General features: G+C 45.8%; 16 protein-coding genes. 8 read left to right on the top strand and 8 right to left on the bottom strand.

Annotated elements, in window-relative coordinates:
- The first annotated feature begins 144 nt into the window (after positions 1 to 144).
- From OKW21_RS29165 to OKW21_RS29145, 5 genes are all read left to right on the top strand, one after another.
- Complete coding sequence (locus OKW21_RS29165) at positions 145 to 1,170, top strand: zinc-binding alcohol dehydrogenase family protein (RefSeq protein WP_277486684.1); 1,026 nt, start codon at positions 145 to 147, stop codon at positions 1,168 to 1,170.
- 999 nt (positions 1,171 to 2,169) lie between these two features.
- Positions 2,170 to 3,885, top strand: a complete 1,716-nt coding sequence (locus tag OKW21_RS29160; RefSeq protein WP_277486681.1) for a purine-cytosine permease family protein — start codon at positions 2,170 to 2,172, stop codon at positions 3,883 to 3,885.
- A gap of 15 nt (positions 3,886 to 3,900) precedes the next feature.
- Positions 3,901 to 5,409 carry a mannitol dehydrogenase family protein gene (locus tag OKW21_RS29155; RefSeq protein WP_277486679.1) on the top strand — a complete coding sequence of 503 codons (1,509 nt, stop codon included), beginning with the start codon at positions 3,901 to 3,903 and terminating at the stop codon, positions 5,407 to 5,409.
- Between the two features lie 265 nt (positions 5,410 to 5,674).
- Positions 5,675 to 6,253 (top strand): hypothetical protein, encoded by a 579-nt coding sequence (locus tag OKW21_RS29150; RefSeq protein WP_277486676.1) that lies wholly within the window; start codon positions 5,675 to 5,677, stop codon positions 6,251 to 6,253.
- Between the two features lie 166 nt (positions 6,254 to 6,419).
- Positions 6,420 to 7,673, top strand: coding sequence for an alkaline phosphatase family protein (locus OKW21_RS29145; RefSeq protein WP_277486674.1), 1,254 nt, complete (start codon positions 6,420 to 6,422; stop codon positions 7,671 to 7,673).
- A 27-nt stretch (positions 7,674 to 7,700) separates the two neighbouring features.
- Here the strand turns inward: OKW21_RS29145 and OKW21_RS29140 are convergent, their stop codons facing one another.
- The 5 genes from OKW21_RS29140 to OKW21_RS29120 form a co-directional block, all read right to left on the bottom strand.
- Entirely contained in the window at positions 7,701 to 8,411 is a 711-nt protein-coding gene (locus tag OKW21_RS29140; protein WP_277486672.1) for an ABC transporter permease, read from the bottom strand.
- Positions 8,412 to 8,414: 3 nt separating this feature from the next.
- The gene (locus OKW21_RS29135) at positions 8,415 to 9,116 is read right to left on the bottom strand and encodes a fluoroquinolone export ABC transporter permease subunit (protein WP_277486671.1); all 702 of its coding nucleotides are present in this window, start codon (positions 9,114 to 9,116) and stop codon (positions 8,415 to 8,417) included.
- Positions 9,113 to 9,964 carry an ABC transporter ATP-binding protein gene (locus tag OKW21_RS29130; RefSeq protein ID WP_277486668.1) on the bottom strand — a complete coding sequence of 284 codons (852 nt, stop codon included), beginning with the start codon at positions 9,962 to 9,964 and terminating at the stop codon, positions 9,113 to 9,115. Before OKW21_RS29130 ends, OKW21_RS29135 begins: the two co-directional genes overlap by 4 nt.
- On the bottom strand, positions 9,957 to 10,628 hold the full coding sequence (locus OKW21_RS29125; RefSeq protein ID WP_277486667.1) for a TetR/AcrR family transcriptional regulator: 672 nt from the start codon (positions 10,626 to 10,628) through the stop codon (positions 9,957 to 9,959). Before OKW21_RS29125 ends, OKW21_RS29130 begins: the two co-directional genes overlap by 8 nt.
- Positions 10,629 to 10,864: 236 nt before the next feature.
- A complete protein-coding gene (locus OKW21_RS29120) occupies positions 10,865 to 11,968 on the bottom strand; it encodes a formylglycine-generating enzyme family protein (protein ID WP_277486665.1) in 1,104 nt (367 codons plus the stop codon).
- 241 nt (positions 11,969 to 12,209) lie between these two features.
- On the opposite strand from OKW21_RS29120, the gene OKW21_RS29115 reads away from it, so the two are divergent.
- Positions 12,210 to 13,145 (top strand): aldo/keto reductase, encoded by a 936-nt coding sequence (locus OKW21_RS29115; RefSeq protein WP_277486664.1) that lies wholly within the window; start codon positions 12,210 to 12,212, stop codon positions 13,143 to 13,145.
- Positions 13,142 to 14,236, top strand: a complete 1,095-nt coding sequence (locus OKW21_RS29110; protein ID WP_277486662.1) for a Gfo/Idh/MocA family protein — start codon at positions 13,142 to 13,144, stop codon at positions 14,234 to 14,236. The genes OKW21_RS29115 and OKW21_RS29110 overlap by 4 nt, the downstream gene beginning before the upstream one ends.
- 240 nt (positions 14,237 to 14,476) lie before the next feature.
- On the opposite strand, the gene OKW21_RS29105 is transcribed toward OKW21_RS29110, so the two are convergent.
- The 3 genes from OKW21_RS29105 to OKW21_RS29095 form a co-directional block, all read right to left on the bottom strand.
- Positions 14,477 to 16,165 (bottom strand): L-lactate permease, encoded by a 1,689-nt coding sequence (locus OKW21_RS29105; protein ID WP_277486660.1) that lies wholly within the window; start codon positions 16,163 to 16,165, stop codon positions 14,477 to 14,479.
- 47 nt (positions 16,166 to 16,212) lie between these two features.
- Positions 16,213 to 19,119, bottom strand: coding sequence for an FAD-binding and (Fe-S)-binding domain-containing protein (locus OKW21_RS29100; RefSeq protein ID WP_277486658.1), 2,907 nt, complete (start codon positions 19,117 to 19,119; stop codon positions 16,213 to 16,215).
- 75 nt (positions 19,120 to 19,194) lie between these two features.
- Positions 19,195 to 21,093: an aldolase/citrate lyase/malate synthase family protein gene (locus OKW21_RS29095; RefSeq protein WP_277486655.1), complete on the bottom strand. Its 1,899-nt coding sequence runs from the start codon at positions 21,091 to 21,093 to the stop codon at positions 19,195 to 19,197.
- Between the two features lie 519 nt (positions 21,094 to 21,612).
- On the opposite strand from OKW21_RS29095, the gene OKW21_RS29090 reads away from it, so the two are divergent.
- Positions 21,613 to 23,049, top strand: coding sequence for a DUF1593 domain-containing protein (locus tag OKW21_RS29090; RefSeq protein WP_277487825.1), 1,437 nt, complete (start codon positions 21,613 to 21,615; stop codon positions 23,047 to 23,049).
- Positions 23,050 to 23,081 lie beyond the last annotated feature (32 nt).

The following is a 23,081-nucleotide window of genomic DNA, read 5'->3' as shown; positions in this document are numbered from 1 at the left end:
TTAGCCAAACCTTCGTAAGGTAGTATTCAAAATAACTTTTGAAGTTGGATCATCGTAGAAAATTGCTAAAAACAGCAAACAATCCAAGAATCTTCTCTCTTACTAATTTGATTGGATTGTTAAAAAAATTTTTAATTCAGCAATATGAAAGCCATTGGCATCAAAACCTCCTTACCCATTGAAGAAGCAGAAAACTTTATTGCGTTTGAAGCCCCCAAACCCAACCCTGAAGGCCATGATCTGCTGGTAAAAGTCAAAGCCATTGCTGTAAATCCGGTAGATTATAAAGTGCGAAAAAACAGCGCTGTAGATAAGACCTTAGACCCACCCAAGATACTGGGTTGGGATGCCGTAGGTGTGGTAGAAGCCGTAGGCGATAAGGTAAGCCTGTTTGAAGTCGGAGAAGAAGTGTATTATGCAGGAGTGATCACCCGCTCGGGTAGCAATGCGGAGTACCAATGTGTGGATGAACGCATAGTCGGAAAAAAGCCCAGCGCACTAAGCTATGCCGAAGCAGCAGCTTTGCCTTTGACTTCACTTACCGCCTGGGAAGCCATCTTCGATCGCCTGCATATCCAGCGACAAAAGGGCAAAGACCAGACTATTCTGATCATTGGTGGGGCTGGTGGAGTGGGTTCTATCGCCATACAGATGCTGAAGCAGATGACCCAACTCAAAGTAATTGCTACCGCATCACGTGATGAAACCAGAGATTGGTGCCTTCGGTTTGGAGCCGATGAGGTCGCCGATCATCATAAGCTTGTGGAGTCTGTACGGGCTAGCGGCATTCAAAACGTAGATTACATCCTTAACTTCGCTGACACCGACGGACACTGGCATGCTATGGCCGAGCTGATCAAGCCGCAGGGACGCATCTGTTCCATCGTAGAAAATAAGGAAGAACTGGATATGCGGGCGATTCGATCCAAAAGTATCTCCTTCTCCTGGGAGTTGATGTTTACCCGCCCCATGTTCCAGACAGAAGATATGGTAGAGCAGCATCATATCCTCAATTCTGTAGCGGACCTGATGGATCAGGAAATTCTGAAAACCACACTCAACAAAACCATGAACGGCCTCACAGTAGAAAATCTCAAAGAAGCACACCGTATCCTGGAATCCGGCAAAGCTATCGGAAAGATTGTGATCCTGGTGGATGAAGAGTATTAACAAAGAAGCAGCTTTTAATTATTATCCCGATTTTGCCATCAGCCAACAAAAACTAGCAGTTTAGTCATCACTCAGGGACCTTTACCCTACAGGAATTCAGCTTATCTTCCTGGTCGCCCCCTGTGCCTTGCTGCCAAATGACAGCTTGTACCGCTCAATACTTACTTCATTTTCAGTCTATAATCGTACAAAAAGACTGGGTTTGCATATAAGAAATACGTGTCAATGTTGACCAGCGAGCATATCTTGCTTTAAAGTCACTTTTCATCCCTGAGATATGGACATACTTCCTTAGGGATACTATGTTCATTTTTTTGAGTCAGGCCTGCTTTCCTTAGTAGTCCCCTTACATCTTTGAAAGATGTCCCTTGTACCTCAACTTACTTAAGCATCATTTCCGCCACTTAGGATGACTTTTTTGATTTGATCACAATACATGCAAGAGCATGCTGGACAAGCTTGTAATCCGTTTTGCCCTGATGGACTACTCTTCATATGTGTGATGCCAAAGTCTAAGAAGGGAAAAGACATAAATCCCTCCATTTTTATATATTACAGGTTAAAAGTATAGAAAGCCCCTTAGCTTGAGCGTGTAAAAGTTAAATTAATAGGAGGGAGTAATGCTTATTCGGATGTTGGTGTGCACATTAAATAGTCCTGAAAATGAATTTCATGTAAATCCAGACTCCTAAGATTAAGGCTTACAGTTCATTGCATGCTAACTTCCAAAAGGTTTTTGGAATTGAAAAACATGGATAACTTAAAAAAAGATGCCCTGACATGTACAATTCAGCAATAGAATGAACAGCTTTCGTAAATTGCAGCAGCTTGAAACTGGAGAAGCTCCTATTCTGATATCATCATTTTTCATTAGAGATTAAAAATGAATTAAACCTAAAACAATATTGTACAGGCCGCCCCCATCGCTTCGCTGCAGCCCATGTCTGATACCTAATATTTGTAGTGCATCCGGGAGCAATGATTAAAAAAAACTAGCCTATGATCGATACTACTGATATCTCTGAACTTGAAAAAATACACGAAGAGCAGCTGCCGGTACCCAAACATAAACTACACAATTGGACACATTTTGCAGGACTATATGCGGCAGAGCACGTAGCGGCCACTGAGTTTGTCATTGGAGCTACTTTTGTGGCTTTGGGAGCCAAAACCGCGGATATTCTTTTGGGGTTGCTCATCGGTAATATCCTTGCCGTCCTGAGTTGGACCCTGATTACTTCTCCCATTGCGGTGGATACCCGCCTCAGTCTTTATGCATACCTCAACAAGATCGCTGGCGACTCCATGTCTAAACTGTATGACTGGGTAAATGTGATTATTTTTACGGTGATTTCAGCCGCTATGGTCACTGTTTCGGCAACGGCCGTTCGGTTTTTATTTGGTATTCCTGCTCAGTTGAACTGGTACCCCACAAATGTATGGTTCATATTGGTGGTGATTATTGTTGGTATGGTAGTGGTTGCGGTAGCCATTTACGGTTTTAATGCGGTGACAGAATTCTCAGGAATTTGTGCTCCCTGGCTATTCACCATGTTTCTCAGTGGGGCATGTGTATTATTGCCTGCCTTAGCATTGGACGTGTTGGGAAAACCCCTGCCCACTTCATGGTCGGAGTTTATCAGTATGGGGGATCAATCCATTTGGACCGGCATCAATAGTGAAGGAGAAGCGGGCATCGGCTTAGTGGAGGTGATGGGCTTTGCCTGGGCAGCCAATACTATTACCCATTTTGGCCTCATAGACATGGCCCTGCTTCGTTTTGCCAAGAAAAAGATCTACGGATTAGCTACCAGTACCGGAATGATGTTTGGACACTACATTGCCTGGATCTCCGCTGGAATCATGGGTGCCGGAGCAGCAGTAATAGTAGGCAAAACAATAGTTGAACTTGATCCGGGAGATGTGGCTTATTATGCCCTGGGATGGTCTGGTTTTGTGATTGTCATTGTAGCAGGCTGGACCACTGCTATCACCAATTTATATCGTGCTGGCCTGGCCGCACAATCTATATTTACTAGCTTGTCCCGAAGGAAGACTACCTTGTTTGTTGGTATAGCAATGGTCATCATCGGATGCTTCCCTTTCGTTTTCTCCCAAATACTACCTCTGCTCACCTATGCCGGCCTCCTGGTAGTACCCGTTGGTGCCATTGTCTTTGCTGAACATCAGATATTTCCAAGAATCGGCTATACCCGATACTGGCGTTCCTATAACCAGCTAGCAGGTAGCGCTCCCGCTATCATATCTTGGGGGGCCGGACTGGCACTGGGCTTTGGATTGAATGTGTTAGGCATCATGTCCTTTTATTACCTGTTCATCCCAACCTGGTTATTTACTGTTCTCCTATATACTTTCTTAGCCGGACAGTATGGTGCAAAAGAAAAATACCCGGAGGCGGAAGCAAAAGAGATTGAAAAAAATGAGAAAATTGAACAATTTCAGCAATACAAAGCACGTCAGGAAAGTCACCCGATAAAAGATAAGTCGGTTTTGTCCAAAATCCTGAATGCGGTAGCTATTGTTGCACTACTGCTTACGCTCATCTTGGCCGGAAACGTACTGTTTGGAAGCTCGGATATGCGTTCCTATGAAGTAAAAAGAGAGACTTTCTATTTCTTTGGATTCATTTGCACTGTCGTGTATTTCGCAACCGCTTACTGGGCGATGAAGCGTGGAAAATCATTGAAGGTGTAGTTAAATTATAAGCGCATGAAAACCATTCAACTGAATCAAAAAAATCTTAAGTATATTTCAGAACAGATCCAATGTCCTAGCTATAATCGAGAGCAAGTGCGTTGCGGGATTGTCCACATTGGAGTGGGAGGGTTTCACCGCTCGCATGAAGCCTTCTATACCGATGAACTGCTGGAGAAATTTCATGCCCGGGAATGGGGCATTTGTGGCATTGGTTTACGCGAGGCTGACCGAAAGATAGCTGAGGTTTTTGAGCGGCAGGACTGTCTGTACACCCTCATAAGTAAATCCCCGAAGGGAGACACTGAGAGCCGGGTTATCGGGTCTATTAACGAGTTTATTCTGGCTGTGGATCAACCCCGGCAGGCCATACAGAAAATGGCGCACGTTGACACAAAAATTGTTTCTTTAACAATAACTGAAGGAGGATATAACACCAAGGCTTCGGGCAAATTTGATTTCAATAATGCAGACGTTCAACACGATCTGAAGCATCCCGAAAATCCCAAAACCGTATTCGGATTTCTTGCTGCAGCTTTGAAAAAACGTCAGGAGGATCAGCTCCCTGCTTTTACCCTCATGTCCTGCGACAATGTCGAGCACAACGGAGATGTGGCGAAGTATGTTTTGCTGGCGTTTGTCGAAAAACAGGATCCGGAGCTGGCCGGCTGGATTAAAGAGAATGTCTGTTTTCCCAATTCCATGGTAGACCGAATTACCCCGGTCACTACACAACAGGATATTGACTATTTAAGCGATTCATATGGGGTGAAAGATGAATGGCCGGTCACCTGCGAACCCTTTATCCAGTGGGTCATAGAGGACACTTTTTCCAACGGGCGACCCGCTTTTGAAATGGTAGGGGTTCATTTTGTACCTGACGTCACTCCTTATGAAAAAATGAAGCTGAGGTTGCTAAATGCAGGACATTCAGTACTGGGGCTTCCCGGGGCGATTTATGGTCACCCTACCATCAATGCTTGTATGGACGACACTGTTTTTGCCTCTTTCATGCGAAAATTTATGGATGAGGAAGCTACACCGGTGCTGGATCCTGTGGCAGGTATTGACTTAAAAAAGTATAAAAATACATTGGAGGAGCGCTTCTCCAACCCTAATATTAAAGACAGTGTAGCACGTATTTGCTCAGAAAGCTCGGCCAAACTCCCGAAGTTTCTCATTCCTACCCTTCAGGAGAATATACAAAATGGAGGAAGCATCCGCTATGCTACCCTGGTACTTGCTGCGTGGTGTTACTACAGCGACCGGCAGGTCAACCGAAACAATGAGCCGCTGGAGATTATGGATGCAATGCAAGAGCAGCTTCATGAAGCAGCCCGAGGCACAAGCCAGGATGTGTTGAGTTTTTTGAGATTGGATGAAATCTTTGGAGACCTGATTGATAAGCAGTCGTTTACCAAATTGTACACGAAATTGGTAAAGCAAATTTACGATGAGCCTGATATTTCCAAACACATGGTATCTATGATGAATGATGATATACCACAAAAAACTCAAAATTAAGGGCATCTTTCGTAATGCTAAGGATTACCTAAGTTATTCATCAAGCTGCAGGAAGAACAAATAGCGAAGTCCCCAATCAGGTAAATGTCATGCTGCCCTGCGCCTAGCTAACCCCCTGCCTCTTCCCAGCCAGAAAATACCTTTGGCTTTTTCTACATTAATCCTGATCAGCATGAAATTTGAAGTTCTTTAAAAATATGTGTGCTTTCTCAAATACTTCATTGTTCTTATGCCATATCTGTTTACACTCCTGCTAAGTTTAATTTTGATATCTTCTGCATATTGCCAGGAACTGGCTCAGGAAGGATACGTGGTGCTTGCCAATGGAGACACGCTCTATGGACAGGTACAGAGACTCAAGCAAACTTTTGGCGGACTAAAGTTTTTAAACAAAATCAGATATTGGGATACAGAGGGTAAACGGAAGAAGTACGCATTATCTAGCCTTAGTGCATATAAAGCAGGCAACGAAACATACCGAAAATACCGCTTGGAAGAAGCACAAGCCTTTAGCATACTGAACAGTTATTACCAGGTTGTGCCTTATGGAGGTGAAGAAACATTTTTGAGGGTACTGAAAGAAGGTCCGTTGTGCCTATATGAATATGAATGGATTGATGGAACTGACGATTATGTTTCCAGCTTCCCTCTCTTCAAACGTGCCGATGAAAAGATGATGGTTCGTGCCACGCAGGGTATTTTTGGCTTGAAGAAGAAAGTGCTGCGCGCTTATTTTTCAGACTGCCCGGAACTACAGCGTAAGTTGGAATCAGGTTTTTTTAAGCTTCCTTTTGAAGTTATCAATTATTATAATACGCAATGTGCCTCTTCCATCATGCCTTGAGCTTTCAGTATAATTTGTAGTAAATGTAGTTGCACTATATTAGCTTTGCGTGGCGAATACAACCTTTATAAGTCTTTTTTTAATACCTCAGCCCAAAAAACAGGCTGTACAAGCCTGTTCCGCTACTCATTCTTATAAGTTAATTTTTATTGAAACTGATGACTGCATGACACGTTCTTTACTGCTCCTGCTATCTCCTGCCATGCTACTACTGGCGGGCTGCAATAAAGCATTGATCCAGGATGTCCAGCCCTATGTGCTGATGATCTCTTTTGATGGCTTCAGGTATGATTATGTGCAGGACCATGACATGCCTCATTTTGAAGAGTTTATTGAAACCGGAGCTTCCGCTGAGCGCCTGCTCCCGTCCTTTCCCAGCAAAACATTTCCTAATCATTATACATTGGTTACAGGCATGTATCCGGGGCGTCATGGGCTGGTAGACAATACTTTTTACTGCCCCGATTTAGAGAAAGGATATGCGGTCAGCAATCGAGAAGCAGTTGAAAACCCAAACTTTTATGGAGGCACTCCTCTTTGGCAACTGGCACAGTCTCAGGGTTTGAAAGCAGCGTCTTACTTTTGGGTAGGCTCTGAAGCCCCTATACAGGGCATGTATCCGGATTATTACTACCGTTATGATGAGGATGTACCAAACAAGGAGCGGGTAGATCAGGTCATGGAATGGCTCCGTCTGCCCGAAGCAGAAAGGCCCCGCCTGATCAGCCTGTATTTTTCATTTATTGATACACAGGGACATCAATATGGAGGGGAGTCAGAAGAAATCGCGGAAGCTTTGCAAGAAGCAGATGCACTCCTGGGCAGTATTATGGAAAAGCTTCAACATATTTCTCTGCCGGTCAATGTAATTGTGGTTTCTGATCATGGCATGTATACCATGGAAGAATCGGTACAGACAATTATTTCTAGCCAGGCGATTACAGAAAAGTTAGCGGATGCGGATATTAAAGCGGCGAATGGAGGCTCACAATTGCACATCTATACCAAAGACCAGGCGCAGGCAGAAAACATATATCAAATACTGAAAGCTGATAAAGGCGCTTATGATATTTACACCCGCCAGCAGTTTCCGGAAGACTGGCATTATGAGCATACTGCCGCCGGAGATTTGTTACTGACGGCAAAGCCCGGCTTCTACTTTAAAAATCTGTCCCAGGAGGAGATAAGAAAAAGGTATGCCCAGCCTGCTTATGCAGGAGTACATGGCTATGATCCGGATGTGGTGGATGAAATGGGTGGTATTTTTTATGCCCATGGCCCCCAGATCAAGGCAGGGAAACGACTGCCGGCCTTCAGAAATATACATGTGTACCCGCTGGTAGCCCAACTACTGGGGCTAAGTGTCCCCAAAGACATTGATGGCAGGGGAGCTGTGTTACAGTCTATTATCAAAAAATAATACTTAGAAGTAAGTAAGCAACAAACCTTAAGCAAAATGTACTTTGCTAAACTTGCGGGCGGCAAATAGCAGCAGGACCAAAAAGTATACAAAGCCTGCCAGCATGCACCAGGCATAAGCCTCCCCGCCAATCAATTGGTTCAAGCCCTGAAAAGCCCAGTGGGTAGGAAATATACCAAAGAGAAAGCTAAAAGTCTCCGGTACAAAAAAGGCTACTACCGGAAGCACTACAGCAATGTTGAATATCTTGATCCACACCATGCCTTCCATTTTGTTTTTGGACAATATGGATATGCCCAGCGCATAGACCGGAACGATCAGCCCCGCCAGGATGGAAAACAAGAAAGCTGCCCATAAAGAAAGCACATAGAAGGGCTGTATGATCAGCAGTATCCAGGTGAGCAGGACCGTCAGCAGACAAGGGATGATCAGGCGGAAAAGGATAAAACCTATTTTAGACACTGGCAAAACCCCATAGACCTTAGCCACTTCTGTCTCTTTTTCGTCAATCAGCACCATGCTGTAAATGAAGCCAAACATCTGGGTGTTTTCAATCGTGGCTACGATTAGCACATAGGGCACATATTCGCTTACACCTTCAAAACGACTGACCAGCCAGGGTAGAAACAGATTGATCAAGAGGTAAATCAGGCCGGGCAAAAACAGAAAAACCCGTAGCGAAGCATCTCTGAAGATCAGCTTAAAATCACTGAGGGAAACCTTAATCAACTGATGCATAACTCAGGCATTTACAATTTTGGACATAAAGAGGCGGTACACTCCCCAATACAGCAAGGCTGACCATCCTACGAGGACCCCATAGCTAAAGATTAGCTCAGGCCATGCGAGTGGGCCTTGATGAGCATTGGCAATAAGGTTCAGGCTGCCATAAGAAGGCATGAGCCGGAAAAACCAGATGTCGGTTACCCCAAAATAATTAAGCAGGGGCAGGTTGACAAAGATCATCAGCAGGGGGATGGACCGTAGCGTAAAGTGCATAAATTCTGAAGTGTAGCAGACCAGATACAAACCCGCCAGGCAGGCAAGTATACAAATCCCGAAAGTCCCGACAGAAAAGTGTAAGAAATGAAAAGAAGTACCTACGGCTGCCAGGGCCATGCCCAACGCACACAGCCAGCCTACAATGGACAAAGCAAGTATACGTGAGAGCAGGTAGATATGATGATTGATGGGGGTCACAAACAAAGCAGAAAGGACCTGCTGATTCCTCTCCATAATTACCGACAGCCCGATAAAAAACATACCGATGATGGCCGGATCATTCAGGATCAGCAGGGTAAGTACTTTATCCATATTCTCTAATCCTTTCAGGGCAAAGAACATGAGTGCGTAAATCACAGTGACCACTATGCTGATGGAGATGATATTGTTGCGGCTCATGATCATGAACTGCCATTTCATCTGTTGTATCAATGCTTTCATGCCTTTAGTGCTTTTCCGGTAACCTGAATAAACACTTCCTCCAGGGTAGCCTCCAGGGTATTGATTCTTAGTAATTCATCCTGCCTGATAAAGCTTAAAAAGGATTCATTCGCCCCTAGCTGCTCCATAGGAAACTCTGCTGTCCGCGCATCCTTTCGCTCTACCTTTACTACATTTTTGCCATGCTGATGCTTCAGTACGGAAGGTTTTTCGGTTACCCGTAATTGTCCGTCTACGATAAAAGCTACCCGGTCGCAGAGTTCATCGGCAGTACTCATGTTGTGGGTGGTGATAAAAATGGTCTTCCCTTCCTCTCTCATTTTCAGGATGTGCGCTTTGATTTTATACGCATTAACGGGGTCCAGGCCGGCCGTAGGTTCGTCAAAAAAAAGAATATCCGGACTATGCATGATAGCCCGGATAAAGTTGAGGCGCACCTTCATCCCTTTAGAGTAAGCTTCCACTTTTTTGTCCATGCTGTCCGCCAGATCTACCATCGTAAATAAATCAGGAATAGGCAGTAGTTTTTCCTTCTTGTAGAAAGTGGCAAACAGCTCCAGGTTTTCCTTTCCGCTGAGCTTGAGGTAATGGTTGGGCAACTCAAAGCCCACACCTATGCGTTCCTGATACTCTTTGCCCCATTGGTTTACGGGCTTGTCCTCTATCAGTACTTCTCCTTCAAAACCATGCAGTATCTTGTAGAGGATCTTTTGTGTGGTACTTTTTCCGGCTCCCGATGGTCCCAGGAAACCGAATATCTCTCCCTGACTGATCTCAAAATTCAGCTCTTTCAATACTGCTTTAGTACTGCCGGGATAAGTAAATGAAAGGTTGTTGACTTTAATCATTGGACTGGGGGTCAAATGCCTGACGAAGCAGATGAACATATTCGTCTACAGTTTTCATAAGCAGCTGGTCTTTCTGATCCGCATACACAGCCATCTTTTTTTGGATACTTACTTCCGGATTTACATCATAGAATAGCTGCATATGATCATTGATACTCAGGCTGGTTTTATAGAGAAAGAATGCCATGGTGCTCAGTGGAAGATCATCTCTGAAATGTCCATGTGTCACTTCATAGCGGATCATCTCGGCAAAAGCTGCAATGGTCTGCTCCTGAAATTTATCATTGATCTCCTGGATAGAAGGGGAGTTGATATTTTTTGCCAGGCTGTGCAGAAAATGGCTTTGCAGCGGATTTTCCAGGTCAAATTTCACTCCTTCTTCATACAAAGCTTTGAAATACGTCCAGAAATCAGGAAAATCTTCTCTTTTCAGGTGACCAATGTATGTTTGCTTCACCGCGCTACATTCCCCCACCAGAAAAAGAAAGAGGTCCAGCTTGTTGTCAAAGTACTGATAGATACTTCCCTTGGCTATGCCCAGTGATTTGACTGCTGAGCTAAGCGATGCTTCATCGTAGGTTTTGATGCTAAATTCCCTCAGAAAGCCATCTATCAGCTTTTTTTTCTTTTCTTCTTTGAGTTTATGAAAGGTTTCTCTAGGCATAAACAGCATAATGTGACTGCATGGTCATAAAGATAAGGAAAATGCATAATAAATGTGACCATGCAGTCATATTTATTTTTATGGGAAACCAGAAATTATTTGTGTAGAGGGGCTGGAGGCGAAGCTATAAAAGCAAAAAGCGTGAAGAGCTAATAGCTAAACACGCTTGAGCAAAAGTGTACTGAATAAGGAAATATGTGAGCTACATTAATCAGATCTGACAGCGCATACTGTCATTACATCTGCGCATTAGCATCTTTGACACAGCGAAAGCCCAAATGCTCCTGGCCTGAGTCTATAGAGGTAGCCATACGGGCACTGGGGCGATAGTTACTGCAATACTGCTCACTACATAAGAAAGAGCCTCCTTTGATCACCCGCTTTTCAGCATATGGCTCAGTGGGGTCATAACTGGATTCCGGACCTGTCGGGTTTTTACAAGCGGCCATTCCTGCCAGTTGGTTACGGGCATGTGTATCCGGGCGATACCAGTCGGAGCTCCACTCCCACACATTGCCGATCATATCATAAAGTCCATAGCCATTAGGCTTGAAACTTTTGATAGGTGCAGCACCAGCAAACCCATCCTGTCCGCTGTTGTTGTAAGGGAAATTTCCCTGAAAAAAGTTAGCCAGGTATCTGCCATTGGGCATCAGTTCGTCTCCCCAGGCAAAAGCTTCATTGCCATTCCCCCCCCGGGCAGCATATTCCCATTCCGCCTCAGTAGGTAGGCGCTTGCCTGCCCACTCAGCGTAAGCCTGGGCGTCTTCGTAAGCGATATGCACTACCGGATAGTTGTCTTTGCCCTCAATACTGCTTCCTGGTCCATGAGGGTGCTGCCAGTCGGCACCGGTCTGCCAGCTCCACCAGCGGGAGTAATCATCTAAAGGAACCGCCTGATGAGGAGGAGCAAATACCAGCGAGCCCGGTTGCAAGGCTTCTTCTGGAGGACGGGGCGTTCCGGGAGGAAGCTGTTTCTTCAGTTCTTCCCAGTCTACCGGGCGTTCCGCAATCGTCTGGTAGCCGGTAGCTTCCACAAACGCTCTAAACTCTGCATTGGTCACTTCATGCGTATCCATCCAGAATCCCGAAACTTCTACCAGGTATTCAGGACCTTCCACACGGGTAGCAGATTCATCTTCACTACCCATCGTAAATTTACCTCCTGGTATCCACACCATGCCTTCAGGCTGTTCGCCGGGCATGGGCTTAGCTGGGTCAGAGGAAGTGCTGGAAGTCGTTTTAGTTTGTTCTTCTGTCGTAGTAGTTTGAGAGTCCTGATTGCAGGAAACTGCAAACAATAAAATCGCGAATAGGATAGGGAATTTTGTGATATTCATTTCAGAGTTCATTGTAGGTCGTAAAGTGTGAAGCTACAGACAAAAATTCAGAGCGTTCAATCTAAACAATATCATTTGATCAGAAAAGATTTTAATGGACGCATTTCATCTAATGAATTAAAGCTGTGTGCAATTACGGTTTAAAAACTATTACTTAGAAGGCTAAGTTCACATAAGCACAAGCCGTCAGATTTTTTTATATTAGAAATACAAAGCAATTGATAAGCAATACGTTAACCGGATGAAGCCTGTAGCATATTTGCCACGTAGAGATTTTTTAAAAACTACCACTGCCTCGCTGTCAGGCTTGTGTCTGATGCCGGATATAGCTGCTTTTGAGAACAAAGAGCGCATCTTTCGTACCATTCCCTCTACGGGTGAACGTATCCCAGCTATCGGTATGGGTTCCTGGCTTACCTTTGATGTAGGCAGCTCGGAGAGCGAGCGTGCTCCCATGCGAAAGGTTTTACGCACTTTTGCCGACTTAGGCGGAGGCGTGATTGACAGTTCGCCCATGTATGGCAGTTCTCAAAAGGTGATTGGAGCATTAGCAGAAGAGTTAGGTGTAAAGGATAAACTCTGGGTAGCTACCAAAGTCTGGACTAATGGGGAACAGGCAGGAAAATCCCAGATTGACGAATCAGTCAGTCTCTTTCATAAATGGCCTGCATTAGAGCAGGTACATAATATCCGGGATTCCAAGACACACATCCGTACGCTGAGAGAGCTCAAGGATAAAGGGAAACTCAAATATGTGGGTGTTACCCATTATGTGGATGCTGCTCATGATGAGCTGGCTAAACTGATACGTAGCGAGCCTTTGGATTTTATACAAATCAATCTTTCTGTACGGGGCACTGCTGCTGAAGATTATCTCTTGCCACTAGCAGCCGATAAAGGTGTAGCCGTGATCATCAACCAGCCTTTTGAGACCAAAGCGCTTTTTCGTACAGTCGGGGGCGTGCCGCTTCCTCCCTGGGCCGGAGAGTGGGACATGCCCAACTGGGCCTCTTTCTTTTTAAAATATATCATCTCCAATCCGCATGTGAGCTGTACCATTCCTGCTACCACGCAGGTGGCGCATGTAAAGGAAAATATGGCTGCCGGATACGCACCGCTGCCCGATGCTCTTACCAGAAAAAAAATGACTACATACTATAACCAACATACACAATGATCAACCGCAGGAAATTTTTAGGACAAAGTTTAGCCGGAATGTCAGGGCTGGCGCTCAGCACTTCCGCTTTTTCAAACATCATCATTCCCGCTCAAAACAGAAAATTAGGCGTAGCCCTGGTGGGGCTGGGCTATTACAGTACTGATTTGCTAGCGCCAGCATTGCAGCAGACTGAGCACTGCGAACTGAGAGGCATTGTAACCGGTACACCCGCCAAAGCAGAGCGATGGAAAGCCCAATACAACCTTCCTGATAAGAATATCTACAATTACGAAACCATGGATGAGGTAGCCAACAATCCGGATATAGATGTGATCTACATCGTGCTGCCTCCCTCCATGCATGCCGAATACAGCATCAAAGCAGCGGAAGCGGGTAAGCATGTCTGGTGCGAAAAGCCCATGGCTATGACGGAAGAAGAATGCCAGAATATGATAGATGCCTGCAATAAAAATAAAACCAAGCTCAGTATTGGTTATCGTGTGCAACATGAACCTAATACGCAGCAGATTATTCAGTTTACCAAAAATAAAACTTACGGAAAGGTAGAAGATGTGAGCGCCGCTGCCGGGTACCGTGAAGGCAGAACCGACCACTGGAAGCAGAAGAAAGCCATGGGTGGTGGAGCCATGTACGATATGGGCGTGTACCCTCTGAATGCAGCTCGTTATTCTACGCAAATGGAACCCATTGCCGTAACTGCCCGCGCTTCTACTACCCGCCCTGAGATTTACCACGAAGTGGAGGAGACCATGGAGTTCGACCTGGAGTTTCCCGGGGGTGTCACGGCGGATTGTATCACCAGTTTTGGCAAAAGCATGAATAGCCTGATGGTCAACTGCAGCAAAGGCTGGTACAAGCTGGAGCCTTTTCAGGCCTATAATGGGATACAGGGTGAAACCAGTGATGGTAAGAAACTAAATGAAAAGCTGCCCAATATGCAGCAGGCCAAGCAGATGGACGATGACGCCCTGGCGATCCTCAACAACAAGCCCGTACTCGTTCCCGGCGAAGAAGGCTTGAAAGATATTCGAGTCGTAGAAGCTATTTATAGATCGGTAGAACAGAATGATAAGGTAGCAATTTCTTAAAAATCCCTACCGTTGAAAGCGGCTTTCGGGCCGCTATTTCATTCACCTTTTGAATTCTCACCGGAGAGGCTTATTGACGTTGATTAATAGATAACTGAAACGGGGGTGGTCAACCCGGAACGCAAAACTTTATTTTTTTAAAATTTTATCAGCTTAGCATTACTTTTTCAATTTCGGGTAGTATTCTCCTCCAACTAGCTGTAAATATTTGCTGTCATTGTGCTTTTCTCAAACCTTCAGTCAAAGGGTTTGCATACCTCTAACAAAACTTAAGAAAATCAGTCCCAGAAGTCCAACGACAACCACATAATACAAGGTGGGAATAATGGTTTTCCGAAGTATAAGCCCTTCCTTGCCCAAATAACCTACTGTAGCAGAAGCTGCTACTACATTGTGTATGGCAATCATATTTCCTGCTGCCGCGCCTACTGCCTGCATTGCGACGATGAGGGTGGTAGGCATGGCTAACCTCTCTGCTACGCCAAACTGGAAGAAGCTGAACATAAGATTGCTTACGGTATTGCTCCCTGCGATAAAAGCTCCCAAGGCACCGATGGAAGGCGCAAACAAAGGATATACCTGTCCTACATGAGAGGCTACCCATTCTGCCATCACGATAGGCATACCCGGGATATCCAGCGGATTGATACCGGAATTTATATAGATACGCACCATGGGCACGGTGAAAATCAATACAAATCCCGCCCCCAGCACCATTCTGCCACTTTCTGATAAAGCAGCTCTGACGTCCGGCAGTTTCATGTGGTGCAGGAAGAGGGTAATTAACCCTACCACCAAAAGGATAGTCCCCGGCAAATACAGAGGCGTACTGCTGGCCGAAATGGCGGTGCCCAGAATTTCTTCATAGCTGATGGCTACGCTGGTCAGGAGGTTTTTAAAAGGTAACTGAGGAAGGCGACTTAAGACCAGCAGCCCGGCTACAAAGAGGTAAGGTGCCCAGGCGGTGATCAGTGATAATGAAGCTTGCTTCTTTTCATCGTCCAGCTGGATATCCAGGGTGCCCATCCATAAGCTGGGCCAGCTTTTTCTCTCCGGGAAGTCCCAGCTTTCTTTGGGCAGCAGAAAGCCTCTTTTGGCAGCGGTCACCACGATCAGCATTCCCACTAAGGATCCTAACAGAGATGGAAACTCCGGCCCCAGGAAAATTCCGGTCAGCACATAAGGAATTGTGAAGGATAATCCTCCAAACAGTGCGAAGGGAAATAGGGCAAGCCCTTCCTTCCAGCTTTTCTTTGCGCCGAAAAAGCGCGTCATCATGCAGATCATAAATAAAGGGATCAGCGTACCGGTGATAGCGTGTAAAACCGCTGCGTGGGTAGTGACTAACTGAATATAATCTAAAAAGCTAAGACTTGCCGCCTGAAGTTGACCTTCCACATAAGCTCCTTCCAATCCACCTCTTACACCTACCAATATGGGCGTACCCACGGCTCCAAAGGTCACCGGAGTACTCTGTACCATCATCCCTAACATCACGGCAGCCATAGAAGGAAAACCCATAGCCACCAGCAAAGGTGCGGTAATCGCTGCCGGAGTGCCAAAACCTGCCGCCCCTTCAATAAAAGCGCCAAACAGCCAGACGATGATCACCACCTGCACGCGCCGATCCTCGCTGACACCGGCGAAGCCCTGCCGTATTACCCTGATCGCTCCGGAATAGTTGAGCAGGGTAAGCAATAAAATAGCACCAAATATGATGTAAAGAATGTCAAAGGTGATGAAAAGCCCCTGAATGGTGGAAGCTAAAATGCTGGTGAGGGGAAAGTCCCATGCCAGGTATGCCACTACAGCCGTGAGCAAAAAGCCCAGCGGCATGCTGGTTCTGGCGGAAAGACGAAACCCTACCAGGAGGACAGCTACCACCATGATGGGCAAAAGGGCAAGAAAGGATAATAAAGAAAGTGACATAGTCTGATCTGGATATGGTTAGTCTAAGGTTTGATGAAAGCCAGGCTTTAACTCTCTGAATTTTCTGCCTCCTCTGAGGGAGAAACAGCCCTGATCACCTCTACCCAATGTTTGGGCTTTACACCGGTAAAATGTTCAATCTGATGACGACAGCTAAATCCATTGGCTACCAGCGTGCTACCTTCCTCCATAGCCCTTACCGCGGGAAAAAGGATGCTCTCCCCGATTTTTTCAGATATGTCATAATGTTCTTTTTCGTAGCCAAAAGAACCCGCCATACCACAGCAGCCCGAAGGTATTTCGCCTACTTTTTGCCCTGTATGTTCGCAAATGGATTTCATGGCTTTGGTACTGTAAAGCGCTTTCTGATGGCAGTGTCCGTGAATGAGCATATCCCCGGCTACAGCTTCAAAATTTACCTTTAGGTTTCCTGAGGCGATTTCTTTGGCCAAAAACACATCAATCATCATCACCTGTGTTTTGAGTTGCTTAGCCAGGGCTTCATCCTCCAGCAGGTCGGGCAGATCATCATTGAGGGCAGAGGCACAGCTGGGTTCGCATACCACTATGTTTAAACCCTGGTCCAGGTAAGGCTTCAGCTTTTTAACAGTTTCGGCACCTTCCTTTTTGGCATCTCTTAGAAAGCCATGAGAGATTTTGGGCCGCTGGCAGCAACCGACATTGGCGAGTATCACTTCATAGCCGCAGGAGTTGAGCAATTCCAGAGCGGAAATCCCGATCTGTGGTTCATGAAAATTAAGGTATGTATCAGCAAACAGTACAACCTTTTTACTACTACTGCGCTTGTCTTTATGGTTATTCTTTTCAAACCACTTGTAAAAAGGTTCTTGGGCATATTTGGGTAAGCTTCTCCGCTTGTCAAAACCAGCCAGGCTTTGCATGGCAGACCTGAACACAGCCGATTGCTGGATCGTATTTACACCTTTGGAGAGTGTCCCTGACAAAAGCGCCGCTGCTTTGGAAGAGTCCCTGATCAGGCGATCGCGTAAGCTAATCCCATGTTCATCGTAGTAAATTTGGGTCACATCGCTTTTCATTTTTGCCATATCCACATTGGAGGGACATTCTGACTTGCAGGCTTTACAGGACAGACACAGATCCAGCACCTGGTGCAGACGTTTACTGCCCAGCCCTTCCTGGTCCAGTTGGCCGGACATCGCCAGGCGCATGGCATTGGCCCTGCCCCGGGTAGAGTGTTCTTCGTCTCGGGTGGCTTTAAAACTGGGACACATGGTGCCTCCCAGCATCTTACGGCATTCGCCCACACCCGTACACATATGTACCGCCTCTCTGAAGCTGTTCTCAAAGCGGTATTGAAATTCAGTCTTTACGGGCTGATCAGCGTATTTTGTGCCGTAGCGAAGGTTATGCTCTATGGTCTGGGCCTCTACAATCTTGCCGGGGTTCATGACATTTTCCGGATCAAATAATTTTTTTATCTCCCTGAACGCCTGATAGAGCTGCTCACCAAAAAAGTGCTCGTTAAAGGCGCTTCTTACCAATCCGTCTCCATGCTCACCACTCCATGAGCCGCCATAGCTGACCACCAGTTCAAAAGTTTCGTTGGCAATATTTTTCAGGTTTTCTATATCCTGCTCCTGCCTCAGATCCAGTATGGGCCTGACGTGAATTACACCCACACTGGCATGCGCATACATAGCCACTTGGGTATGATGTTTTTCACAAATCTTCAGTACTTTGTCAATATACTCGGGCAGTACTGCTACCGGTATACCGGCATCTTCAATAAAGGGCAAAGGCTTTTTTTCTCCTTTGATCCCCAGCATCAATCCCAGCCCTTTTTTTCGTACAATCCACACATCATCATACTCTTTACCTTCCGGGAAAAGCGGGTAAGCATAACCTATTTTCTTGCTTTTCAACACTTCAATCATCGCCTGAGGGCGCTGCATCACATCTTCATAGGTTTCTCCGAAAAACTCTACAATCAGGATGGCGGCAGGCTCTTTTTCAATGAAATGGCAATGCTGCTGGGTCATAAGGTTTTCTTTGCTCAGCTTCAGCACGGTCTCATCTAAAATCTCAATCGCCGAAGGCTGGAAGGGAAGCATGGGCTGTACCGCCTGTATGGCTTCCGGTAATTCTGAAAAATGCACTACGGCCACTGATTTGTATTTGGGAAGGGGCTCCAAATTGAGTTTAAGCTCCAGGGAAATCGCCAGTGTACCTTCGCTACCGCTAATGAGTTTGGCTAAATTCCAACGGTCAGTGTATACAAATTCATCCAGGTTATAGCCCCCAACCCTGCGCATCACTTTGGGGAAGCGCGCTTTGATTTCAGCCTCCTGCTGTTGAATGGTTTCCCGGAAGCCACGATAAATCTGCCCTTCCCTGTCATTTTGCTGTGCCTTCTCCGCATAGGCTTCAGAACTTAGCTCATGCAGATACAGCTCGGTGCCATCAGCGAGCAAGACTCTGGCAGCAAGGACATGGTCCACCGTTTTGCCGAAGAGAATGCTTTTGGTACCGGAAGAATTATTGCCCACCATTCCCCCCACATTGGCCCGGCTGGAAGTAGCCGGATCGGGAGCGAAGTGCAAGTTATAGGCTGAAAGCACCTCATTGAGCTCATCCCTGACCATACCCGGCTGCACCTTCACCCATTTTTCCTCGGTATTGATCTCCAGAATTTTGTTCATATACTTGGAGAAGTCCAGCACCAGCGCTTCGCCTACGGTCTGTCCGGCCAGGCTGGTTCCACCACCTCTGGGCAGCAACTTAATTTTATGTTTTGCCGCAATTTCTACTGCCTTTTTAACATCGGATTCATCTTTGGGTAAGATGATGAGCAGGGGCTTGATCTGATAAATACTGGCATCGGTAGCGTACATGCCTAGAGAATAATCATCGTCCAGAATATCCCCTTTGATGCACGCTTTTAACTGTGACAACACCGCTTGTTTGCCATCCATAAAGTAAAGTAGTTTAGGTTGTTTGCAGTGAACCCACTATCAAAACGCTCACTGTTTTCTGAATATACTGATTCGCTACTTCTCAGGCAGCATAAAGTCAAGGTTTTCCGTAATACGGGTGCCATCTTTTTCGAAAGCATCCTTGTACTGTCTGATTCTCTGCTTTGCCACATCCAAATCCTGATTGTTGAGATTGATGTTCAGCAGGTCAATGAACCAGGGCAATTTTATTTCGCTGAGCGTGTATACTTCCACGATTTCTTTTGAAATGGGGAGCGTAGTCGTTTTGGAAGAGTCGTATACATCTTTATCCCGGGCATTCAGCAGTTTTTGGTATTCTTCCTCCAGCAGCTTCTCAAATAAGGGTCTGCTGAATGTGTCTCCTGCTTTGGTACCGGTCTCCGGGTCATCTTCAGTAAGCTCAGCCCCTTTGTGTATCCACTCCCAGAGGATGCTCACCCTGATTTCCCCGGTAGCCATGTCTTCCATCAGGTACAATACGTCATCATTGCCAAAAAAATCTGCCGGCTTCAAAGCTGCTGCCTGCATGCCTTGACCAAAGGCATTGCCATATTGCAAAGCCACACTGATCAGGTTACGCGCTCCACGGATGGTAGTAGGCGCGGGTTCCAGTTGAATTAGCCCATCTGCCGCCTGCTGGCTGTAATTAAGAGGAGGAAATTTTCTGCCCAACTGATTTGCTTCATCTACTTTTTCCCATACCGGCCTGATGATGTGTACCATTTTCCAGTGGGCTACCCATTTACCGCTGGCACCTTCCCCTTGTTCGCGTTCTGCCCCTGCCAGAGCTTTTTTCATGCTGGCCGATACGCCTTCTTCCGAGCCTACCGGAATATTAGGTTCCATGCCTCCCTGCCATAGGGCAAAGTTTCCAGTTAGATCCGGCGTATTGACAGCCCGGCGTACGCGGTCTTCATAATTGCGCATATAGCCATATGTCATGCCAATGGCTTCTATGTCAGGATTGATGAAACTTTGATCCCAGGCCATAGCATCGGCAACGCTGTTGATGTAATCCCAGCGCCCGGTGTTGTATCCTACAAAATGCTTTCCCAGGGCGGCTCTGATTTCCATGAGCTGATAAGTGGCTTCTAACTGCTCTACCAGCACATACACTTTGATGGTTCCTTTTGCTAAACTGATATGCTCTTCCAGTGCATCCATCATCGCATTCCACACAGCAGCTTCTTCGGCAGTCTGAATTTTGGGTAAGTATAACACAATAGATGAACCCGCTTTCTGTAGTGCGGCATGGTTGTTCACCACATATAAAGTCAAGTCTACAATAGAGGCTGCCAGTGCATTACCATCGGCATCTCTGATGTGGCGGTCATCCAGGTGCAGGCCACGGGCGCGGAATATTTTGGTGGTAAAATTGAGTTGCTCTTCCCAATCCTTGACTATGTCTCTGCCGAAGAAACCCTGTGCCCAGCGGTTCATTTCTGTGGCTACCTGCCCAGCAACTTTCAGGAACAGCGGGTCTTTGCTGATGGCGAGCTTCAAATTCCGTTGATTGTCCAGCGACATGGTTTGGGTTTGTCCCAGAGCATCTTCTCCATCAAACATCCAGCCGTCGGCTCCGGAGAGCAGTGCATAAGCTACATTACGGATGCTGCTCTCTACAGGAGCATTGGGTTTTGCTGCCGGACCGGTACCCTGTATCCACTGCCTTTGCAGGTCCTGAGGAATAGCAGCCCCTTCAAACTTACCCTCACGGGCATCCTGCACTTTGATCTGGGTACGGGGAATCAAACTATCCGGCTCTAAGAAACTAATCCTTTTTTTCGCTTGCTGGCGTTCTGTTCTTCTCTGGATTCGGGAAGCCATTACTGCTTTGATGTCACTGTTAAAGTGAGCCATGGAGGCAAGGGCAGAAAGTGCCTCGGCCGTATACACATCACTATACGCTTCCTTAAGGTTGTCCCGAATGTTTAGGTTGTTGTTAGTCATCATTGGTGTTTAGGTTGTTATATATTTCATTGCTCTTTCGCAGTGAAAAAATTTGGTATTATTTGAGTTATTGTATCAGCTTGCGGTCTCTGACCAGTAGCACAAGGATCTTTCTGAATCAGCGTCGTCTTTGCTCAAGATATGCATTAGTGGCGATGAGAAAAAGCTGAGCACCAAAATTCCTGCCCCTCAGGGTAGATAGAGGGAGGATGACAGCAGGCAGTAGCGGCAAACCTATAATCGTATTCTGGGAATGTGTATCAATAATAAAACACGACAATGCATATAGCCACTGAGGATACAACTATAATCTTCTGAACAAATCAATGTAATGAGTTCTTGGACAGTGAAAATTTGTTTTCTATTACTATTCATGCGTTGGCAATGCAGCCAAAGTTTTGTATCATAATGTTGGCAAACATAGCTGTAGAAGTGTCTCAATTTATCTTTTATGTCCATATTGGATAAACAGACTTCTCTCTTTATTTGCTCTTTTTACTCTTGATTCACATTTATGACATGATGAAAAATACAACCTACCTAAAACTATGTCTGACGATAATATTGCTTCTCGGGTGTGTCAAACTATTAGCACAGCCGGCATCTGAGAAGCCAAGAGTGATTGTGCTCACTGACATTGAGAATGAACCTGATGATGCCATGTCTTTGGTTAGGTTTCTTACTTATGCCAACCAATGGGAGGCGGAAGGCTTGATTGCAACCACCTCAGTACATCAGCAAAACGAAATAGCCACCTGGCGAATTCACGAAATTCTGGAAGCTTATGGTAAAGTAAGAGATAATCTTGAAAAACATGAGCAAGGGTATCCTCCTGCTGACTATTTAATGTCAATTGTCAGAGAAGGACGTGCTGATTATGGAATGAATGCCGTGGGCAAAGGAATGGATTCACCTGGCTCTGACTTAATTATACAAGCAGTAGACCAGGAGGATACGCGCCCGGTCTGGGTACAGATATGGGGCGGGCCGAATTGTCTTGCCCAGGCCTTATGGAAAGTGCGAGAGACACGCTCTCCGAAAGCATTAGAAAAATTTGTATCTAAAATCAGAGTGTATACGATCTCTGATCAGGATGATAGCGGGCCCTGGATAAGAAAAAATTTCCCTGAGCTTTTCTATATCGCCAGCCCCGGCTTCCACTCCTTAGGAGGCTATCACCATGCCACCTGGACGGGTATTAGTGGTGATCGTTTTCATGGGAGATTTGCCGGTGGAAATTTTGAAATAGTTTCCAATCCATGGCTGGATGAACATATCCGGAGCAAGGGGCCATTGGGTTCAGAATATCCGGAGGTAGAGTATTTGATGGAAGGTGATTCACCCAGTTTTATGTATCTCATCAACAACGGACTGGGAGACCCAGAGCATCCGGATTGGGGAAGCTGGGGAGGACGTTATGAGTTTTACCAGCCCCGCACAGAAAAGTGGTTCCTTGAAGCTGAAACACGCCCTCTTTGGAATAATGCACAAGATGAAGTGTTTGGCGCTGACAGTAGTTGGCATACTAATAACAAAGCTACTATCTGGCGATGGAGAGAAGCGTATCAGAATGATTTTGCTGCCAGAATGGATTGGACAATTAAATCTTATGAAGAAGCCAACCATCCTCCAGTACCTAAGCTCAATCATGAGCAGCAAATGACAGCAAAAGTTGGCGATCAGGTTGATTTAAGCGCTGTAGGTTCTACCGATCCTGATGGAGATTCCCTCTCGTTCAAATGGTTCTACTACGATGAGCCTGGAACTTTTGCAATATCTTCAGGCAGAACGGCCCCCACTCTGAAAATAGAGAATTCAGATAAGAAAGATGCATCTTTTGTCATTCCTAAAAGCTCAAGGCTGGGTACAATGCATATTATTCTGGCCGTTACTGATGATGGAGAGCCGGCACTCACCCGTTACAAAAGAGTGATTATTAATGTTACAGAAGATAAATAAGCCTGAGAACTTAAAAGAACAACCTGAAAAAA

This window comes from Catalinimonas alkaloidigena (assembly GCF_029504655.1).
Classification (GTDB): Bacteria; Bacteroidota; Bacteroidia; order Cytophagales; family Cyclobacteriaceae; genus Catalinimonas; species Catalinimonas alkaloidigena.
The sequence above is the reverse complement of the archived record's forward strand: the minus strand, read 5'-3'. Positions and strand labels throughout refer to the sequence as shown.